This window comes from Sedimentitalea xiamensis (assembly GCF_030164465.1).
Taxonomy (GTDB): Bacteria; Pseudomonadota; Alphaproteobacteria; order Rhodobacterales; family Rhodobacteraceae; genus Sedimentitalea; species Sedimentitalea xiamensis.
This window is the reverse complement of sequence record NZ_JASNJE010000007.1, coordinates 52362-67327: the sequence shown is the minus strand read 5'-3', so window position 1 is coordinate 67327 and position 14966 is coordinate 52362. Positions and strand designations below refer to the sequence as shown.

Below are 14966 nucleotides of genomic sequence, written 5' to 3'. Positions count from 1 at the left end.
GGTCCGCTCCTATGCCCGTCCCGCCGGGGCGGGAATTTCCGTCATGAACTGGGCCAGGCTGCGGTCGAGAATGCCGGCGATCTCGTCCAGTTGCGTTTCGTCCACGATCAGCGGCGGGCAGACGAGGAAATGGTCGCCCGACAGACCGCCGCGGGTGCGGCGCGAATAGATGATCAGCCCGTTGTCATAGGCGATATCGACCAGCCGGGAATGGGCGTTCAGCTCCTTGGGCAACGGGGCCCTGGTCGCGCGGTCCGCCATGAGTTCGAAGGCGGTGAGCAGGCCCTTGCCGCGCACGTCGCCGATCAGGGGATAGCGCTGCATCAGCCCGCGCAGGCGATCCGTCAGCGCCGCGCCCATGCGGGCCGCGTTGCCGGTGAGGTCATGCTGTTCGATCTGGTCGAGCACGGCGAGGCCGGCGGCGCAGGCCAGGGGATTGCCGGCATAGGTGAAGCCATGAACGAAGCCGCCCGCCTGCATCACGGCCTCGACGATATCGTCGCGCGCCACCATCGCGCCAAGCGGCACGTAACCGCCTCCGAACCCCTTGGACAGGGCGATCAGGTCGGGCGTGACGCCCCAGTGTTCGGCCCCGAAGAACCGCCCGGTGCGCCCGCCGCCGGTCATCACCTCGTCATGGATCAGAAGCACGCCGTATCGCGTGCAGATGTCGCGGACATTGCGCATGTAGCCTTCTGGCGGCACCAGCGCGCCGGTGGACGCGCCGCCGACGGGTTCCACGATGAAAGCCAGCACGGTTTCCGGGCCTTCCTCAAGGATCCGTGCCTCAAGCATATCCGCATAATGGCGTCCGGTCTCCGGATCGTCCGGGTCAAGCCCGTCGAGATAGGCACGCGGGGCAGGGACCTTGGGCATGGCGCGCATCATCGGGTCGAACGGGGCGGTCATCGGCGCATAGCCGGTGATCGCCAGTGCCCCGAGGGTGCAGCCGTGATAGCTCGGCATCCGCGAGATCACCTTGTAGCGCTGCGCCTGTCCCTGGGTCAGCGCGTATTGCCGCGCCATCTTGAGGGTGCTTTCGACGGCCTCCGATCCGCCGGAGACGAAGAACACCTTGTTCAGCCCTTCCGGGGCCAGCGCGGCGGTCCTGCGGGCCAGTTCTTCGGAGCTTTCGGTCTGGAAATGCAGCCGGTAGCCGAAGGTGGACTTGTCCATCTGCGCGCGCATCGCCGCCAGAACCGCCGGGTTGGAATGCCCGATGTTGCTGACCATCGCGCCCGAGGACCCGTCGATATACCGGTTGCCCGACGTGTCCCACATGTAAATGCCCTCGGCGCGGTCCAGCACGGGGCGGGCGGATTTCGTCTGGTAGAACAGGTTGGACATCTGGCGGTTCCCGGTCAGGCCTGCCCGGCGGCGCGGGCAAGATGTTTGCGCAGGAAGTTGCGCGTGCGCTCGTGGGCGGGGGTCTGGAAGATTACGCCGGGCGGCCCTTCCTCGACGACCACCCCCTGATCCATGAACAGGACACGGTCGCAGACCGATGCGGCGAAATCCATCTCGTGGGTGACGATGATCATGGTCATGTGCTCTTCGGCGAGCTGTTTCATGACGAGGTTCACCTCTTCCACCAGTTCCGGGTCGAGGGCGGAGGTCGCTTCGTCGAACAGCATGACCTTGGGCTTCATCGCCAGCGCGCGGGCAATGGCGACGCGCTGTTTCTGCCCGCCCGACAGGCGCGACGGGAATTCGTCGATCTTTTCGGACAATCCGACCTTGGCCAGCTGTTCCTCGGCCAGCCGGTCGGCTTCTTCGGTGGTCAGCCCCTTCAGCATCTTCGGTGCAAGGGTGATGTTGCCGCGCACCGTCAGGTGCGGAAACAGGTTGAAGTGCTGGAACACCATGCCGATGTCCTGGCGCACCTGGTTGACGTGTTTTTCATACTGGCGATGCGGCAGTTTCTTGTTGATCTGCACGCCTTCCAGCCAGACCTCGCCCGAGGTCAGCGGGTCGAGTTCGTTGATCGCCCGCAAAAGGGTCGATTTTCCGGACCCGGAGGGGCCGATGATGGCGACGATCTGGCCCCGATCGACGGTCAGGTTGATGTCCTTGAGAACCTCCAGCGCGCCGAAGCTCTTGGCCGCGTGGCGGATTTCGATGAAGGGAACGTCTGGCATCTGGGCCTCCGGTCAATGACTAGCGCGACGCCGCGATGCGCCGTTCCAGGCGCCGCAATCCGGCTTCGAGGGCAAGGTTGACGACATAGTAGCAAGCCGCCGCCGCAAGATAGAATTCGAACGGCCGATAGGTGCGGCTGATCGCCTGTTGCGCCGCCAGCGTGATTTCCATGACCCCGATCACCGAAACCAGGGCGGAATCCTTGAGCAGGGCGATCATGTTGTTGCCCATCGGCGGCACAACCGCGCGCACCGCCTGCGGGATGACGACACGGCGCAGGGTCTGCCCGCGCGACAGGCCGAGTGTGCGTGCTCCTTCATACTGGCCCTTGTCGACGGCCAGGATCGAGGCCTGGATCAGTTCCGAATTGTAAACCGCGAAATGCAGCCCCAGCCCGATGACCCCGGCGACGAAGGCCGGCAAGTCGATACCGATCTGGATCAGTCCGAAATAGATCAGGAACAGTTGCAGAAGCAGCGGGGTGCCCATGAACAGCCAGGCGAACAGGCGAACCGGCAGCCGCACGGACCAATGTCCGTAGAGCGCGATGACCGCGAACAGGATGCCGATGAAAAAGCTGAGCAGACCGGCGCCGATCGTAATCGCGATCGTCCATGCCCCGCCCAGCATCAGCACGCCGAAATAGTCGGGCACCACCGTGAAATCAAGCCCCATGGCGGCCTCCCCTGTCGCGCCGGCGGATCATGTGATCCGGGCCCGGCGGTCGAGCCAGGCAATGGCCCGCCCGGTGATGTAGATGATCAGCATGTAAAGCGCCCCGGACAGCAGGAACATTTCAAAGGGTTTGTAGGTGCTGCCGATGTAGCGTTGTGCCGTATAGGTCAGTTCGACCACCGAGATCGCGGCGACAAGGGCGGTGCCCTTGATCAGTGCGTTGATGTTCACCCCGAGCGGGCGGATCATGAGGCGCATCGCCTGTGGCAGCACCACCTTGCGCATGGTTTCCCAGCGGCTCAGTCCCAGGGTGCGGGCGGCTTCGGTCTGGCCCTTGTCGACGGACAGGATCGCGCCGCGCATGGTTTCGGTCATGTAGGCACCGATGTTGACGCCAAGCCCGATCACGCCGGCCTCGAACGCATCGAGCTGGATGCCAATCTGCGGGCCGCCGAAATACAGGATGAACAACTGGATCAGCGCCGGGGTGCCGCGGAACAGGCTGACATAGGTGGCCCCGATGGCGCGCAGGACGGCGCTGCGCGACAGGCGGGCCGCCGCCCCGAGCGCGCCGCAGATCAGGCCCAGGATCGTGGTCAGCACCGACAACTGGATGGTGACGAGCGCCGCTTCCAGGAAGAACGGATAGACTCGCAGGATCAGGTCGATGTCCAAAGGGGGACTCCGTGAAAGTTCGGCCGCATGTTAGTGATGATCCTTGCGCGGCAGGATCGGCAGCGCGCGGATTTCGCGGATCAGGGCGGTGGTTTCTTCGATAGCGGCCTCCAGGAACCGCTTGCCGGTCTCGGGGTCGGCGACCGTGGGGTCGCCCATCGTTCCGTCGGGCGAAACCTCGGACCACCAGCGCATCAGCATTGCGCCGCCGCCGCCCCCGGCCAGATCGAGGTTGAAGAACCTGCTGTCCGGGTTGTGCAGGTTCTGCGTTTCGGATTTTTCCGGGTGCACCCGGTCCGGATGCAGATGCATGTACATCGCCGTCTCGAATTCGCCGGCATGGGCGATCCCGCCGATCTCGGACTTGCGGATTTCGTTGATCCGCGCCGACATCAGGTTCCAGTAGGAAGCCGAGACGCAGATGATTCCGGTTTCGATCACCGTCTTGCGTGCGGCGAGGTCAAGAACCGGGTGGTTGGACCCGTGCGAGTTCAGCAGCAGGATGCGGCGAAAGCCGTGATGGGCGAGGGATTTCGTGATGTCGGTGACGAAGGCAAGCAGCGTTTCCGGCTGAATCCAGATCACCCCCGGAAAATCCTTGTGATGTTCGTTGAACCCGTAGGGCACGGCGGGCATCACGAAGACCTCGTCCGGCGCGGCGGCCGCGACGCCTTCGGCGACCGCCATGCCCAATACCGTGTCGGTGTCCAGCGGCATGTGCGGGCCGTGGTCTTCGGTCGCCGACACATTGAGAATGACGACGCGGTCCTTGTCGGCGTCGCGCACGTCTTGCCATGTCAGATGGCCATAGGTGGCTGTCATGCTTGCTGTCCGGCGTTGAAGCGGCCCGCCGGCTGGGACGGGGCAGGCCGCGGGTTCGGGTTGCTAGCGGATATCGCCGCCGACCCACTCCTCGGCGATGGCGAGATAGGAGCCGTCTTCCATCATCGAATCCAGCGCCGCCTGCATGGCCGCAGCCAGGTCCGGGTTGTTCTCGCGGATGGCGATTCCGGCGCCGATCGGCTCGGCCGAAGGATCGTCGATCACCGCCAGATCATACTGCCCGGCCTTCATCGCCAGCATCACCGGAATGGAATCGTTCACGATCGCATCGACGCGGCCATTGTCCAGTTCCAGCAGCAGTTCGGGCAGGCCCTTGTAGGTGTTGAGGTCGTAGCCCTGGTCGCGGGCCCATTGTTCATGCGTTTCGCCAAGCGTTACGCCGACCCTGACGTCGGAAAGCTGGTCGACCGAGGTGACCGGCGAGCCGGCCTTGGTGAAGATCGCGCGCTTGGTATTGTAGTAGGGGCCGACGAAGTCGATCACCTTGTCGCGTTCCTCGGTGATCGACATGGAGCCGACCACCGCGTCATACTTGTTGGCCAGCAAGCCGCCGATGATGCCGTCCCAGGCGGTGGTGATGATTTCGACCTCCAGCCCCATGCGCTTGGCGATCTCCGTGCCGATGGCGGGGTCGAACCCGACCACCTGGTTCTGTTCGTTGACGAAGTTGAACGGCGGATACTGGCCGCTCATGGCGATCTTGAGAACGCCGCGTTCCTTGATGCCTTCCAGTTCGTCGGCATAGGCCGCCGGCGCCAGCGTGGCGCCGATCAGGGCGGCAGCGCCCGCCAGAACCGAACGCCGAAGGATGTTCCCAGTCGTCTTCATGTCTTTCTCCCGATTGGTCGATTGTTTTCATTTTTCCCGGCCGGTCCGTTCCGGAGCCGGTCTGATCATTCCGTGGATGTTGCACTGCGGTTAATCATAGGGCAAATAGATAATGGAAATGCCTTGGATAGACTAAATTAATGAAGCAGCACTATGAACAAAGGTTTCCATGGACGCTGGACTGGAATCTCCTGCGCACCTTCATGGTCGTGGTCGAGGAAGGCGGGATCACCCCGGCCGCCAATTTCCTTGGCCTGAAACAGCCGACGATCAGTTCCGCGCTCAAGCGGCTGGAAACCGCCATGGGGCGTCGGCTGATCAACCGGTCTCCGACGCATTTCAGTGTCACGCCGCTCGGTCAGGTGCTCTATGCGGAGGCGAGTTCGATTTTCGGCACCGTCGCGCAATTGCCGAACCTGATGAGCGGTCCTGACGATCAGGTGACGGGGCATGTCAGCATCGCCGTGGCCAGCCATGTCGTGTCGCCGCATTTCGATTCCGTGCTCGAAAGGTTCAATGCGGGCTACCCGCAAGTGACCTATTCGATTTCCACCGTCGACAGCGCCGAGGTCGTCGCACGCCTGCATCAGAACCGGACGACGCTGGGGATCTGTCTCTTGCAGGAACAGCCAAACCGGCTGGTGTCGCGCGTGTTGTATCGGGAATTCTTCGGGTTTTACTGTGGGCCGCTGCACCGGCTGTTCGGGCGCGACGACATCCGCCTGGCCGACCTGCGCAACGAGAATGCGGTGTCGTTTCAGACGGACGAGGTGGACGGACCGCTGTTTGCTGTCGCGGGGCTGCGCAAGCAGGTCGGCATGAAACCGGGCCTGAAGGGGATTTCATCGAGTCTGCCCGAGGTCCGGCGCATGATCATATCCAACATCGGCATCGGCGCCTTGCCGGTGCATGTCGCCCAGAAGGACGTCCAGCTAAAGCAGCTGTGGCAATTGCCGCCCTACACCAACATGCCCGCGGTGGACATCCATCTGCTGACCAATCCGCGGCGCACGATGAACCGGGCGGAAACGACCTTGCTGGCCATGCTGGACGCGGAACTGACAAGCGTTCCGCTGGACGAACGCACCTACAGGTGACTTTGCCCGATGCGGTCCGCCCGAAGCGGTTTCACGATATTCCATCTCGACCTGAGAGGTCTGCCGCGCTAGCTCTTGGGCAACGGATGCGTTTTCAGGAGGATATCCTCATGTCATTTCCAAACTGGGCCGTTCCCGCCGTTCTGGCCGGTCTGCTGTCTTCGTCGGCCGCTTTCGCGCAGGTGGCCGTGGCGCCGGGCAGTGACGGCTTTGAGCCCTATGGCGCATCGGGGGACTGGAACGTCTTCATCGACAGGGAACGAAAGTCCTGCCTGATCGAACGGGTCGGGGAGGACAGCATCGTCCAGATGGGACTGACCGCGGATCACGCCTTTGGCTACATTGGCGTGTTCTCGTCCAGGGACACGGGAATCAAGCGGGGCGAGAAAGAGGACATCTTCATCGACATTGATGGCGTCATTTTCCAGTCGCAGGCGACCGGCATGAAAGGCAACATAACCGAAGGCTTTTCCGGCGGCTATATCCTGGCCAACAACCCGGCCTTCATCGACGCGGTCGCCAATGGATCAAGCATGATCGTCTTTCCCGAAACGGATGGAATGTTCACCGTGGACCTGGAAGGCACCAAGAAGGCGATGGAAATGGCCCGAGCCTGCAATCTGGAACAAGCGGGCTGATTTGCACCGCGACCGGCCCGGAGGCGCGAAGCCGAAGCGCCGGGGCGCCGTCTGGACATGTGCGGCGATGCACGGTCGCCCGGCGTATTTCAGCATTCCGTTTCCGGATCTCGCGGCTATCCTGTCTTGCAGGGCAACGCATGGAGACGAGCGATGAGCTGGAACCCGATCCTGGACCCTCAGACCCCCATCGGCGATTCGGTCGATGCAATTGAAACGGTGATCGTCCCGCGCGCGCGGGACCTCGGCGATTTCGAGGTGCGCCGCGCATTGCCCGCGCCGAAACGCCAGATGGTCGGCCCGTTCATCTTTTTCGACCAGATGGGACCGGCCGAGTTCCTGACCGGGCGCGGCATCAACATTCGCCCGCACCCGCATATCGGGTTGGCGACCGTCACCTATCTTTACAGGGGAAAGTTCCATCACCGCGACAGCCTGGGAACGAACCAGTGGATCGAACCCGGCGCGGTGAACCTGATGACGGCCGGAAACGGCGTCACCCATTCCGAAAGGGTGGACGAACACGCGCTGGAAAGCCCCTACGAGATGTTCGGCATCCAGACGTGGATCGCGCTGCCCAGGGATCGGGAAGAGGGCCCGGCGGATTTCGTTCATGCGCCCAGGGACAGCCTGCCGCTGCTGCGGGGCGAGGGCAAGACGGTGCGGCTCGTCCTGGGGTCGGCCTATGGCGAAACCGCCCCTGTCGCCACCCCGTCCGAGATGTTTTACCTCGATGCCGAACTGGATGCGGGGGCGTCCATCCCGCTGCCGGGCAATCACGAGGATCGCGGGGTCTATGTCGTCACCGGCGATGTGGCCGTGGCGGGCCAGAGATTCGAAGCCGGCCGGATGATGATCTTCCGGCCCGGTGACGCGATAAGCCTGAAGGCCGGCGCTTCCGGCGCGCGGATCATGCTGCTCGGCGGCGCGACGCTGGACGGTCCCCGGCACATCTGGTGGAACTTCGTCGCATCGTCGAGGGACCGTATCGACGCCGCCAAGGAAGCCTGGCGGGCTGGGGACTGGATGCACGGCCGGTTCCGGCTGCCGCCGGACGACAATCAGGAGTTCATTCCGCTGCCGGACCGGTGACGCGGCCGGCATCTGCGGCATCAGGTGGCGAATGCCCAATTTCGAGAATTTGCGCAAACCCCGCTTGACGAGGCTGGGTGCGCGCCATATTACCGCGAAACGCAGCGGGCGGTTGTAGCTCAGTTGGTTAGAGTACCGGCCTGTCACGCCGGGGGTCGCGGGTTCGAGCCCCGTCAACCGCGCCACTGCTGCGTATCCCGGATCGGGGAGACGTCGATCATGCCGGAAGGCACATGCGCGGTTGTAGCTCAGTTGGTTAGAGTACCGGCCTGTCACGCCGGGGGTCGCGGGTTCGAGCCCCGTCAACCGCGCCACTTCGAATTGCCTTTTCCGGCCAAATCGCAATCGCCGCGCCTTCAGTAGCCGTATCCCATCGCCTGTTCCTGGGTGGGGTCGCATTGGTCGCGCAGAAAGGCGAGATCTTCGTGGCCGATCCGATCCGGCGGGCCGGGACGGGACGCGATGGCCGGCTTGAACCTGTTGCCAAGACGCTTTGTCACCGGGCGGAACGCTTCCGATCGAGGGGCATGCCCCAAACCGGCGAGAACCTCATCCAGGGTGGACCGGGGATCGGCCTGCAGGTTTTCCAGGCGCAGGAAAACGCAGGTGCAGCGCCGTTTCAGATAGGTTTGAAGGCCGGCCAGCTTCGCATTGCGCATCTTGAAAAGATTGGCGAAAACCGCGCCGTCAAGAGGGTTGCGGTCCTGTTGCAGCGGTTGGCCGGACATGCCCTGCACCCCGCCGAAATAACGCGGACGGTCGATGATCGTCTGCCACGGCGCCCGGATGAAGGCGGAGAAATCCAACGCTTGCAGTTCCGGTGTCGCATGCCAGGGTTTCTCGTGCATCGACAGAGCCCAGTCGACGGCATTCCGAACGACGCAGACAACCGCCAGGTCTTCGGGTATCGCCAGAGCGCAAGGAAACCCGTGCTTCCAGCCCAGGACCCGTGCCGGTTTCAGGGCTGTGTTGCGTCCGAACAGCCGATGCGTCAGGTTGGTGCCCGAAGACCTTTCGCCCAGGACCTCGAACCGGGTCGGGACCGGGCCGGTTCGCTGCACATGAATGCCGGTATCGCGGAAATCAGGGGGCAGCAGGGCGTCTTCCTTTTTCGGCGGGTGCTGGCCGGGCCGTCGCGCGGGCCGGCCGCGTTGCGAAACATTTCATGATTCTCTTATAGTGCAACGGCGGACGAGTATAAGCCGGAACCGGAGCAGGAAGAGCGAAATGCAGACAGCGGCGGCGCTGACCATGGTGCGCGACGACGTTTTCTTCCTGAAAGCCTGGCTGCGCCATTACGGCGGCTTGTTCGGGCGCGAAAACTGCTACGTGGTGAACCATGGACGCGGTGCCGACGTCGCCGAACTGGCGCGGGGATGCAATATCATCGGGATTCCCGGCGACGCGCACAAGAATTTCGACATGAAGCGCTGGCGGATGCTCAACAACATGGTGATGGGGCTGCGGTGCTATTATCATCACGTGATCGTCGGCGATGTGGACGAGCTTGTGGTGCTCGACCCTGCGTCCGGCACCGATCTTCTGTCCTTTCTGCAAGGGGTTCCGGCCAACCGGGTGCTGACGCCCCTGGGACTCGAGGTGATCCACCGGATCGACCTGGAACCGGAACCGGTCACGCAGGCCATCCTCGGCCCGCGCCGCCATGTGCGCCCCGCGCCGCACTATTCCAAGCCTTGTGTCGTATCGGTGGGCACCAAGGTTTCGCGTGGCGGGCATTTCACCCGCTATGAACGGTTGCATGCGCCCGAACATCTTTACCTGTTGCACCTGAAATTCTGCGACCTGACCGCCTATTCCACCGCGATGAACCGGCGAAACGCTGTGGCGGCATCGACGGGGACCGGGGTCAGGGACGCGGCCGTCGGGCGGCATTGGTTCTCCGAGGCGCGCGGTGACGACCGGGCGGTGTTTCAGGCGTTTCAGCGCCTGAAGCAGCGCGAGGCATTCGACATGGCGCCGCTGCGCGCCCGGATGCACCGCAGCTGGCGGCCGCGCGGTCAGACCGGCTACTGGGAATTCGACCGGCCCGACTCTGACGCGCAATATGTCCTGCCGGATCGCTTTATCGGGTTGATCTGACGATCCGGGCCGGAGCGGGCGACCGGGAAAGCCGCTTTCCCGATCCCCTGGCACGTATTGACGTCTTGAAGAAACGGGGTTGCTGAACTAGCTAGTCCCACAACGGATGACTCTGAAGGCGGACCATGACCTATATCGTCAATGACAGTTGCATTGCCTGCAAATACACCGACTGCGTCGAAGTCTGCCCGGTGGATTGTTTCTACGAGGGCGAGAACATGCTGGTGATTCACCCGGATGAATGCATCGACTGCGGCGTATGCGAACCGGAATGCCCCGCCGACGCGATCCGTCCCGACACGGAGCCCGACATGGACAAATGGGTGGAGTTCAACCGCAAGTATTCCGAGTTGTGGCCCGTGATCATCACCAAGAAGGATCCGCTGCCCGACGCCGAAGAGCGGGATGGTGAAGCCGGCAAGCTGGAGAAGTATTTTTCCGAGGCTCCCGGCGAAGGCGGCTGACTGATTCGCTAAAAATCAGTTTTCCGGCATATGTGTGGCCTCGGTAAGGCTTTGAGATAGTGACATTTTTGCAAAGTTGACCTTACGTCCACTTTTGGGTGGCCGTTTTTTGTGCTATATATTGATCAGAGATGGTGTCAAAGACCGGACAGATCGCCCATATGCGCTCGTATGGGACGATTTTCTTAGTGCAAAAAATACGTCAGACGGGTCATTCGAGTGTCCCGCCGGTGTTTTTTGCCGTCAGGAACGGTGCAAGCGAGGAAACCTGAATGACCAAGAACAAGAAGCTCGATTTCCGGCCCAACGAATATGTCGTCTATCCCGCACATGGGGTCGGACAGATCGTTTCCGTGGAAGAGCAGGAAGTGGCCGGCATCAAGCTGGAACTTTTTGTGATCTCCTTCGAGAAGGACAAGATGACCCTGCGGGTGCCGACCCACAAGGCGACGGAAATTGGGATGCGGTCGCTGAGTTCTCCGGATGTCATCACCAAGGCGATGACGACCCTCAAGGGCAAGGCGAAGGTGAAGCGCGCCATGTGGTCGCGCCGCGCGCAGGAATACGAACAGAAGATCAACTCGGGCGACCTGATCGCCATCGCGGAGGTCGTGCGCGACCTGCACCGGACCGACGATCAGCGCGAGCAGAGCTATTCCGAACGCCAGCTGTACGAAGCCGCGTTGGAGCGTCTGACGCGCGAAGTGGCCGCGGTTGGCGGTGGCGACGAGGATCTGGCCGCCAAGCAGGTCGGCGATGTGCTGATGTCGCGCGCCGCCTGATTCCGGTGAAAGGAAACGAAAAAGCCGCGTCCGGCTGGGCGCGGCTTTTTCGTGCGCGGGCCGCCGCCTCATTTCCCTTTTGCCACTGTGCGGTTTGCCCCTAGGGTGGCCCGGATGCGGCAGGAAATACGGTGCAGAGGAAAATGGTGACGCCAAACTGGTTCGATCGTGTCATTCTGGATCTGGGCCGGCAGGTGCGCTGGACGTTTCTTCCGCCGCTGATGATCTATTTTTCCTATGGGGTCTCGGGCCTCACGGCGATTGTCGGGACGTTTTTCGTCAAGGATTACCTTGGCCTGTCGGCTGCGTTTCTGGCCGGGATCGCATTCTGGGCCGGGCTGCCCTGGGCGCTGAAGATGCCGCTCGGGCACCTCGTCGACCTGATCTGGCGGTTCAAGTTCCTGCTGGTCTACCTCGGGGCCGGGCTGATCGCGGCCAGCCTGCTGATCATGTATCTGCTCATCACCGATCCGGCCGGAATGGCGGCCGTGATGCCGATTGCGGCCTGGTATGTGCTCAGCGTTCTTCTCGCGCCCTGCGGCTATGTCATCCAGGACGCGGTGGCCGATGCGATGTCCGTCGAAGCCGTGCCCAGGTTTGATGCCCATGGCGAACCGATCCCCGAGGACAGCTCGAAGGCGATGCACACCACCATGCAGACCCTGGGCCGGTTCTCCCTGATCAGCGGCACCGTGGCGGTGGCGCTTCTGAACATCTTCATGTTTTCGGGGGCCGAGAATCTCGCGCAGGAGGAAAAGGCGGCCATCTATGCGCGTGTTTACCTGCTGGCCCTTGCGATACCGGTGATTTCGATCTCGGGCGTGGTTCTGGCCGGGGTGCAACGGCGCATCCTGCGCCGCAGGCTGGTGGCGATGGGAAAACCGGTCGGCGATGTCGAGATCGCGCTCGGGCGCTCCGAGGACCCGGTCAAGCCGAACCATTGGTATTTCACCGGCGGACTGATCTTCGTGGCGCTGACCCTGACGATCGGGTTGTCGGACGTGGCCTATGCGCAGGAGATCGTCTTCGCGGGGTCGATGGCGATCGTCCTGTTCCTGATGCGGCAGCTGATCTCGGTGCTGGACCGGGACAAGGCCCGCGCCCTGGTCGGGACGGCGATCATCATCTTCGTCTTTCGGGCGGTGCCCTTGCCGGGGCCGGGCGCGACCTGGTTCGAAATCGACGTGCTCGGGTTTGACGAACAGTTCCTGTCGGTCCTGTCGCTGATCACCTCCGTGCTGACCCTGGCGGGGATCATCCTGTTGCGGCCGATGATGGCGCGCCGGCCGATTACGAGCATCGTCATCCTGCTGACCCTGGTCGGCGGCATGCTGTCGCTGCCCAATATCGGCCTCTATTTCGGTTTGCATCACTGGACAGCCGCCATGACCGGGGGCGTGGTCGATGCGCGGTTCATCGCGATCATGGATACGATGGTCGAATCGCCGCTGGGGCAGGTGGCGATGATCCCGATGCTGGCCTGGATCGCCCGCAATGCGCCAGCGCATCTGAAGGCGACCTTCTTCGCGGTCATGGCCTCCTTCACGAACCTGGCCCTGTCGGCCAGCGCCCTGGCGACGAAATACCTGAACCATATCTACACGATCACGCGGGAAGTCCGCGACCGGACGACCGGGGTGGTCGAACTGGCGGCGGACTATTCGCAACTGGGGTGGCTGCTGATCACCGTGGCGGTTCTTGGTGTCGTTCTGCCGCTCGTGACCATCGCCGCCGTGCAGATGTCGCGGCTGCATACGACCGATTAACCGGGGACGCCCGCCACGAGAGTCAGCAGGATCGTGCATTCGGCGAGTTGCTGCGCCGCCCCCAGAACGTCGCCGGTCTGCCCTCCGATCTTTCTGCGGGCCAGAACCCCCAATGCGGCAACGCTGGCCGCGGCGCACAGCGCCGGGGTGACAATTGCGAGGCCAAGAACAGCCCAACCGAGCGCCAATCCCAGAATCATGGACAGCGCGGCGACGCCCGCCGCCGGCCGGCCGACGGAATGCGACAGACCCCCGGTGCGGGCGTGGGGCAGGGCCGCCATCAGAACCGGCAGACAGGCGCGGGACAGGACGGCCGCTGCCAGCACCGGCAGGACACCGGATGGAAGCAGAAACGCCAGCGCGCTCCAGCGCAGGCCCAAAGACAGGACCAGGGCGAGAACCCCATAACTTCCGATGGCGCTGTCCTTCATGATGTCGAGCCTTCGGTCCCGCGTCTGTCCGCCCCAGAACCCGTCGGCCGTATCCGCAAGCCCATCTTCGTGCAGTGCGCCGGTCAGGACGGCCTGGGCCCCGAGCACGAGACCGGCGACGACGACGGCGGGCAGTCCCAGCGCAAGGAACCCGAGTCCGACCCCGCCCGCGACCGCGCCGATGACGAGTCCGACCAGCGGAAACGCCCACGCGGCCCGTGCCTGACGGTCAAAGGCACGCTCCGGCAGGGTCGGCAGAGGCAGACGTGTCAGCAGCACCAGCGCCACCGGAAAATCGAGCAGCGCGGCCCGGATGCAGTCTTTCAGTCGCATGGCGGGGGATCTCCGGACTTGTGGCGGACGGCCTATCGTTTAAACACCGCTGACCCGACCCATGCAACGAGGCTTTGATGCTGCCGGACCTGACCGACCTGAACACATTCCGCAGCCTGCTGAAGCAGGCGCCCGGCCCGGACCGGGAAACGCTGCGCAACGCCGCGGATCGCAATGCGCAACTGACGAAGCCGCCCGGCGCCCTTGGGCGGCTCGAAGACCTGGCAATCTGGTATGCCGGCTGGCGGGGCGATGCACGCCCTTCGGTCACCGCTCCGCAAGTGGTGGTCTTCGCGGCCAATCACGGCGTTGCGGCGCAAGGCGTGTCGGCGTTTCCCGCCGCCGTCACAGGACAGATGGTGGCCAATTTCCGCGCCGGCGGGGCCGCCATCAACCAGTTGGCGCGGGCCTGTGGCGCGCGGTTGGACGTTCTTGCGCTGGATCTGGACAGGCCGACGGCGGATTTCACCCTGGCCCCGGCGATGTCCGGCGATGACTGTCTCGCGGCGCTGCGTGCCGGGTGGGGCAGTGTCGATCCCGCATCCGATCTGCTCGTCGTGGGCGAGATGGGGATCGGCAACACGACGTCCGCGGCGGCGATCTGCCATGCGCTCTATGGTGGCGAGGCCGCGGACTGGACCGGGCGCGGCACCGGTATCGACGACGCAGGCCTGCGCATCAAGACAGGGGTCGTCGCCCGTGGCGTGGCGCGCCAGGCGGCCGGTGCGGCGGATGGGCTGGATCTGCTCGCCCGGTTGGGCGGACGGGAAATCGCGGCCATGGCGGGGGCGATCGCCGCCGCGCGGGTCCTGCGTATCCCGGTCGTGCTGGACGGGTTCATCTGCTGCACAGCCGCCGCCTGTCTGCATGATGTCTGCGCGCGCGCGCTGGATCACGCGGTCGCCGGGCATCAGAGCGACGAGAGCGCCCATGCCGCGCTGCTGGAACGGCTGGGCAAGGCGCCGCTGCTGTCGCTCGGCCTGCGGTTGGGCGAAGGATCGGGCGGCGCCCTGGCCGTCAATATCGTGAAAGCCGCCGTCGCCTGCCACAGCGGCATGGCGACCTTCGACGAGGCGGGGGTGACGGGCGGCTAGACCGGTCGG

16 protein-coding genes and 2 tRNA genes are annotated in these 14966 nt (G+C 63.8%); 10 read left to right on the top strand and 8 right to left on the bottom strand.

The annotated features are described in order from the left end of the window. Positions 1-9: 9 nt before the first annotated feature. From QO034_RS07975 to QO034_RS07950, 6 genes are all read right to left on the bottom strand, one after another. Positions 10-1347, bottom strand: coding sequence for an aminotransferase family protein (locus QO034_RS07975; RefSeq protein ID WP_284484982.1), 1338 nt, complete (start codon positions 1345-1347; stop codon positions 10-12). 14 nt (positions 1348-1361) lie between these two features. Further along, on the bottom strand, positions 1362-2138 hold the full coding sequence (locus QO034_RS07970) for an amino acid ABC transporter ATP-binding protein (RefSeq protein WP_284484981.1): 777 nt from the start codon (positions 2136-2138) through the stop codon (positions 1362-1364). Between the two features lie 19 nt (positions 2139-2157). Then, positions 2158-2814 carry an amino acid ABC transporter permease gene (locus tag QO034_RS07965; protein ID WP_284484980.1) on the bottom strand — a complete coding sequence of 219 codons (657 nt, stop codon included), beginning with the start codon at positions 2812-2814 and terminating at the stop codon, positions 2158-2160. A 27-nt stretch (positions 2815-2841) separates the two neighbouring features. Continuing rightward, the gene (locus QO034_RS07960; protein WP_284484979.1) at positions 2842-3489 is read right to left on the bottom strand and encodes an amino acid ABC transporter permease; all 648 of its coding nucleotides are present in this window, start codon (positions 3487-3489) and stop codon (positions 2842-2844) included. 30 nt (positions 3490-3519) lie between these two features. Then, positions 3520-4311: a creatininase family protein gene (locus QO034_RS07955; RefSeq protein WP_284484978.1), complete on the bottom strand. Its 792-nt coding sequence runs from the start codon at positions 4309-4311 to the stop codon at positions 3520-3522. A 63-nt stretch (positions 4312-4374) separates the two neighbouring features. Next, positions 4375-5160, bottom strand: a complete 786-nt coding sequence (locus QO034_RS07950; protein ID WP_284484977.1) for a transporter substrate-binding domain-containing protein — start codon at positions 5158-5160, stop codon at positions 4375-4377. Between the two features lie 140 nt (positions 5161-5300). Here QO034_RS07950 and QO034_RS07945 point away from each other — a divergent pair, with 140 nt between their 5' ends. From QO034_RS07945 to QO034_RS07925, 5 genes are all read left to right on the top strand, one after another. Further along, positions 5301-6257: a LysR family transcriptional regulator gene (locus QO034_RS07945; protein WP_284484976.1), complete on the top strand. Its 957-nt coding sequence runs from the start codon at positions 5301-5303 to the stop codon at positions 6255-6257. Positions 6258-6367: 110 nt separating this feature from the next. Continuing rightward, positions 6368-6895, top strand: coding sequence for a hypothetical protein (locus tag QO034_RS07940; RefSeq protein ID WP_284484975.1), 528 nt, complete (start codon positions 6368-6370; stop codon positions 6893-6895). A 153-nt stretch (positions 6896-7048) separates the two neighbouring features. Next, a complete protein-coding gene (locus QO034_RS07935; RefSeq protein WP_284484974.1) occupies positions 7049-7987 on the top strand; it encodes a pirin family protein in 939 nt (312 codons plus the stop codon). Positions 7988-8095: 108 nt separating this feature from the next. Next, positions 8096-8172 (top strand) — tRNA-Asp (locus tag QO034_RS07930). A 52-nt stretch (positions 8173-8224) separates the two neighbouring features. After that, positions 8225-8301: transfer RNA gene (locus QO034_RS07925), tRNA-Asp, on the top strand. A 42-nt stretch (positions 8302-8343) separates the two neighbouring features. On the opposite strand, the gene QO034_RS07920 is transcribed toward QO034_RS07925, so the two are convergent. Continuing rightward, positions 8344-9048 carry a hypothetical protein gene (locus tag QO034_RS07920; RefSeq protein WP_284484973.1) on the bottom strand — a complete coding sequence of 235 codons (705 nt, stop codon included), beginning with the start codon at positions 9046-9048 and terminating at the stop codon, positions 8344-8346. A 166-nt stretch (positions 9049-9214) separates the two neighbouring features. Here QO034_RS07920 and QO034_RS07915 point away from each other — a divergent pair, with 166 nt between their 5' ends. The 4 genes from QO034_RS07915 to QO034_RS07900 all read left to right on the top strand — a co-directional run bounded on the left by QO034_RS07915 (position 9215) and on the right by QO034_RS07900 (position 13099). Further along, positions 9215-10087, top strand: coding sequence for a glycosyltransferase family 2 protein (locus tag QO034_RS07915; RefSeq protein ID WP_284484972.1), 873 nt, complete (start codon positions 9215-9217; stop codon positions 10085-10087). A 125-nt stretch (positions 10088-10212) separates the two neighbouring features. Further along, a complete protein-coding gene (gene fdxA, locus QO034_RS07910) occupies positions 10213-10551 on the top strand; it encodes a ferredoxin FdxA (protein ID WP_284484971.1) in 339 nt (112 codons plus the stop codon). A gap of 272 nt (positions 10552-10823) precedes the next feature. Continuing rightward, positions 10824-11333, top strand: a complete 510-nt coding sequence (locus QO034_RS07905) for a CarD family transcriptional regulator (RefSeq protein WP_284484970.1) — start codon at positions 10824-10826, stop codon at positions 11331-11333. A gap of 143 nt (positions 11334-11476) precedes the next feature. Beyond that, the gene (locus QO034_RS07900) at positions 11477-13099 is read left to right on the top strand and encodes an MFS transporter (RefSeq protein ID WP_284485108.1); all 1623 of its coding nucleotides are present in this window, start codon (positions 11477-11479) and stop codon (positions 13097-13099) included. On the opposite strand, the gene cobS is transcribed toward QO034_RS07900, so the two are convergent. Then, positions 13096-13863 (bottom strand): adenosylcobinamide-GDP ribazoletransferase, encoded by a 768-nt coding sequence (gene cobS / locus QO034_RS07895; RefSeq protein ID WP_284484969.1) that lies wholly within the window; start codon positions 13861-13863, stop codon positions 13096-13098. The two genes, QO034_RS07900 and cobS, sit on opposite strands and share 4 nt — an antisense overlap. Before the next feature lie 77 nt (positions 13864-13940). On the opposite strand from cobS, the gene cobT reads away from it, so the two are divergent. Continuing rightward, the gene (gene cobT, locus QO034_RS07890; protein WP_284484968.1) at positions 13941-14957 is read left to right on the top strand and encodes a nicotinate-nucleotide--dimethylbenzimidazole phosphoribosyltransferase; all 1017 of its coding nucleotides are present in this window, start codon (positions 13941-13943) and stop codon (positions 14955-14957) included. Positions 14958-14966: the final 9 nt, after the last annotated feature.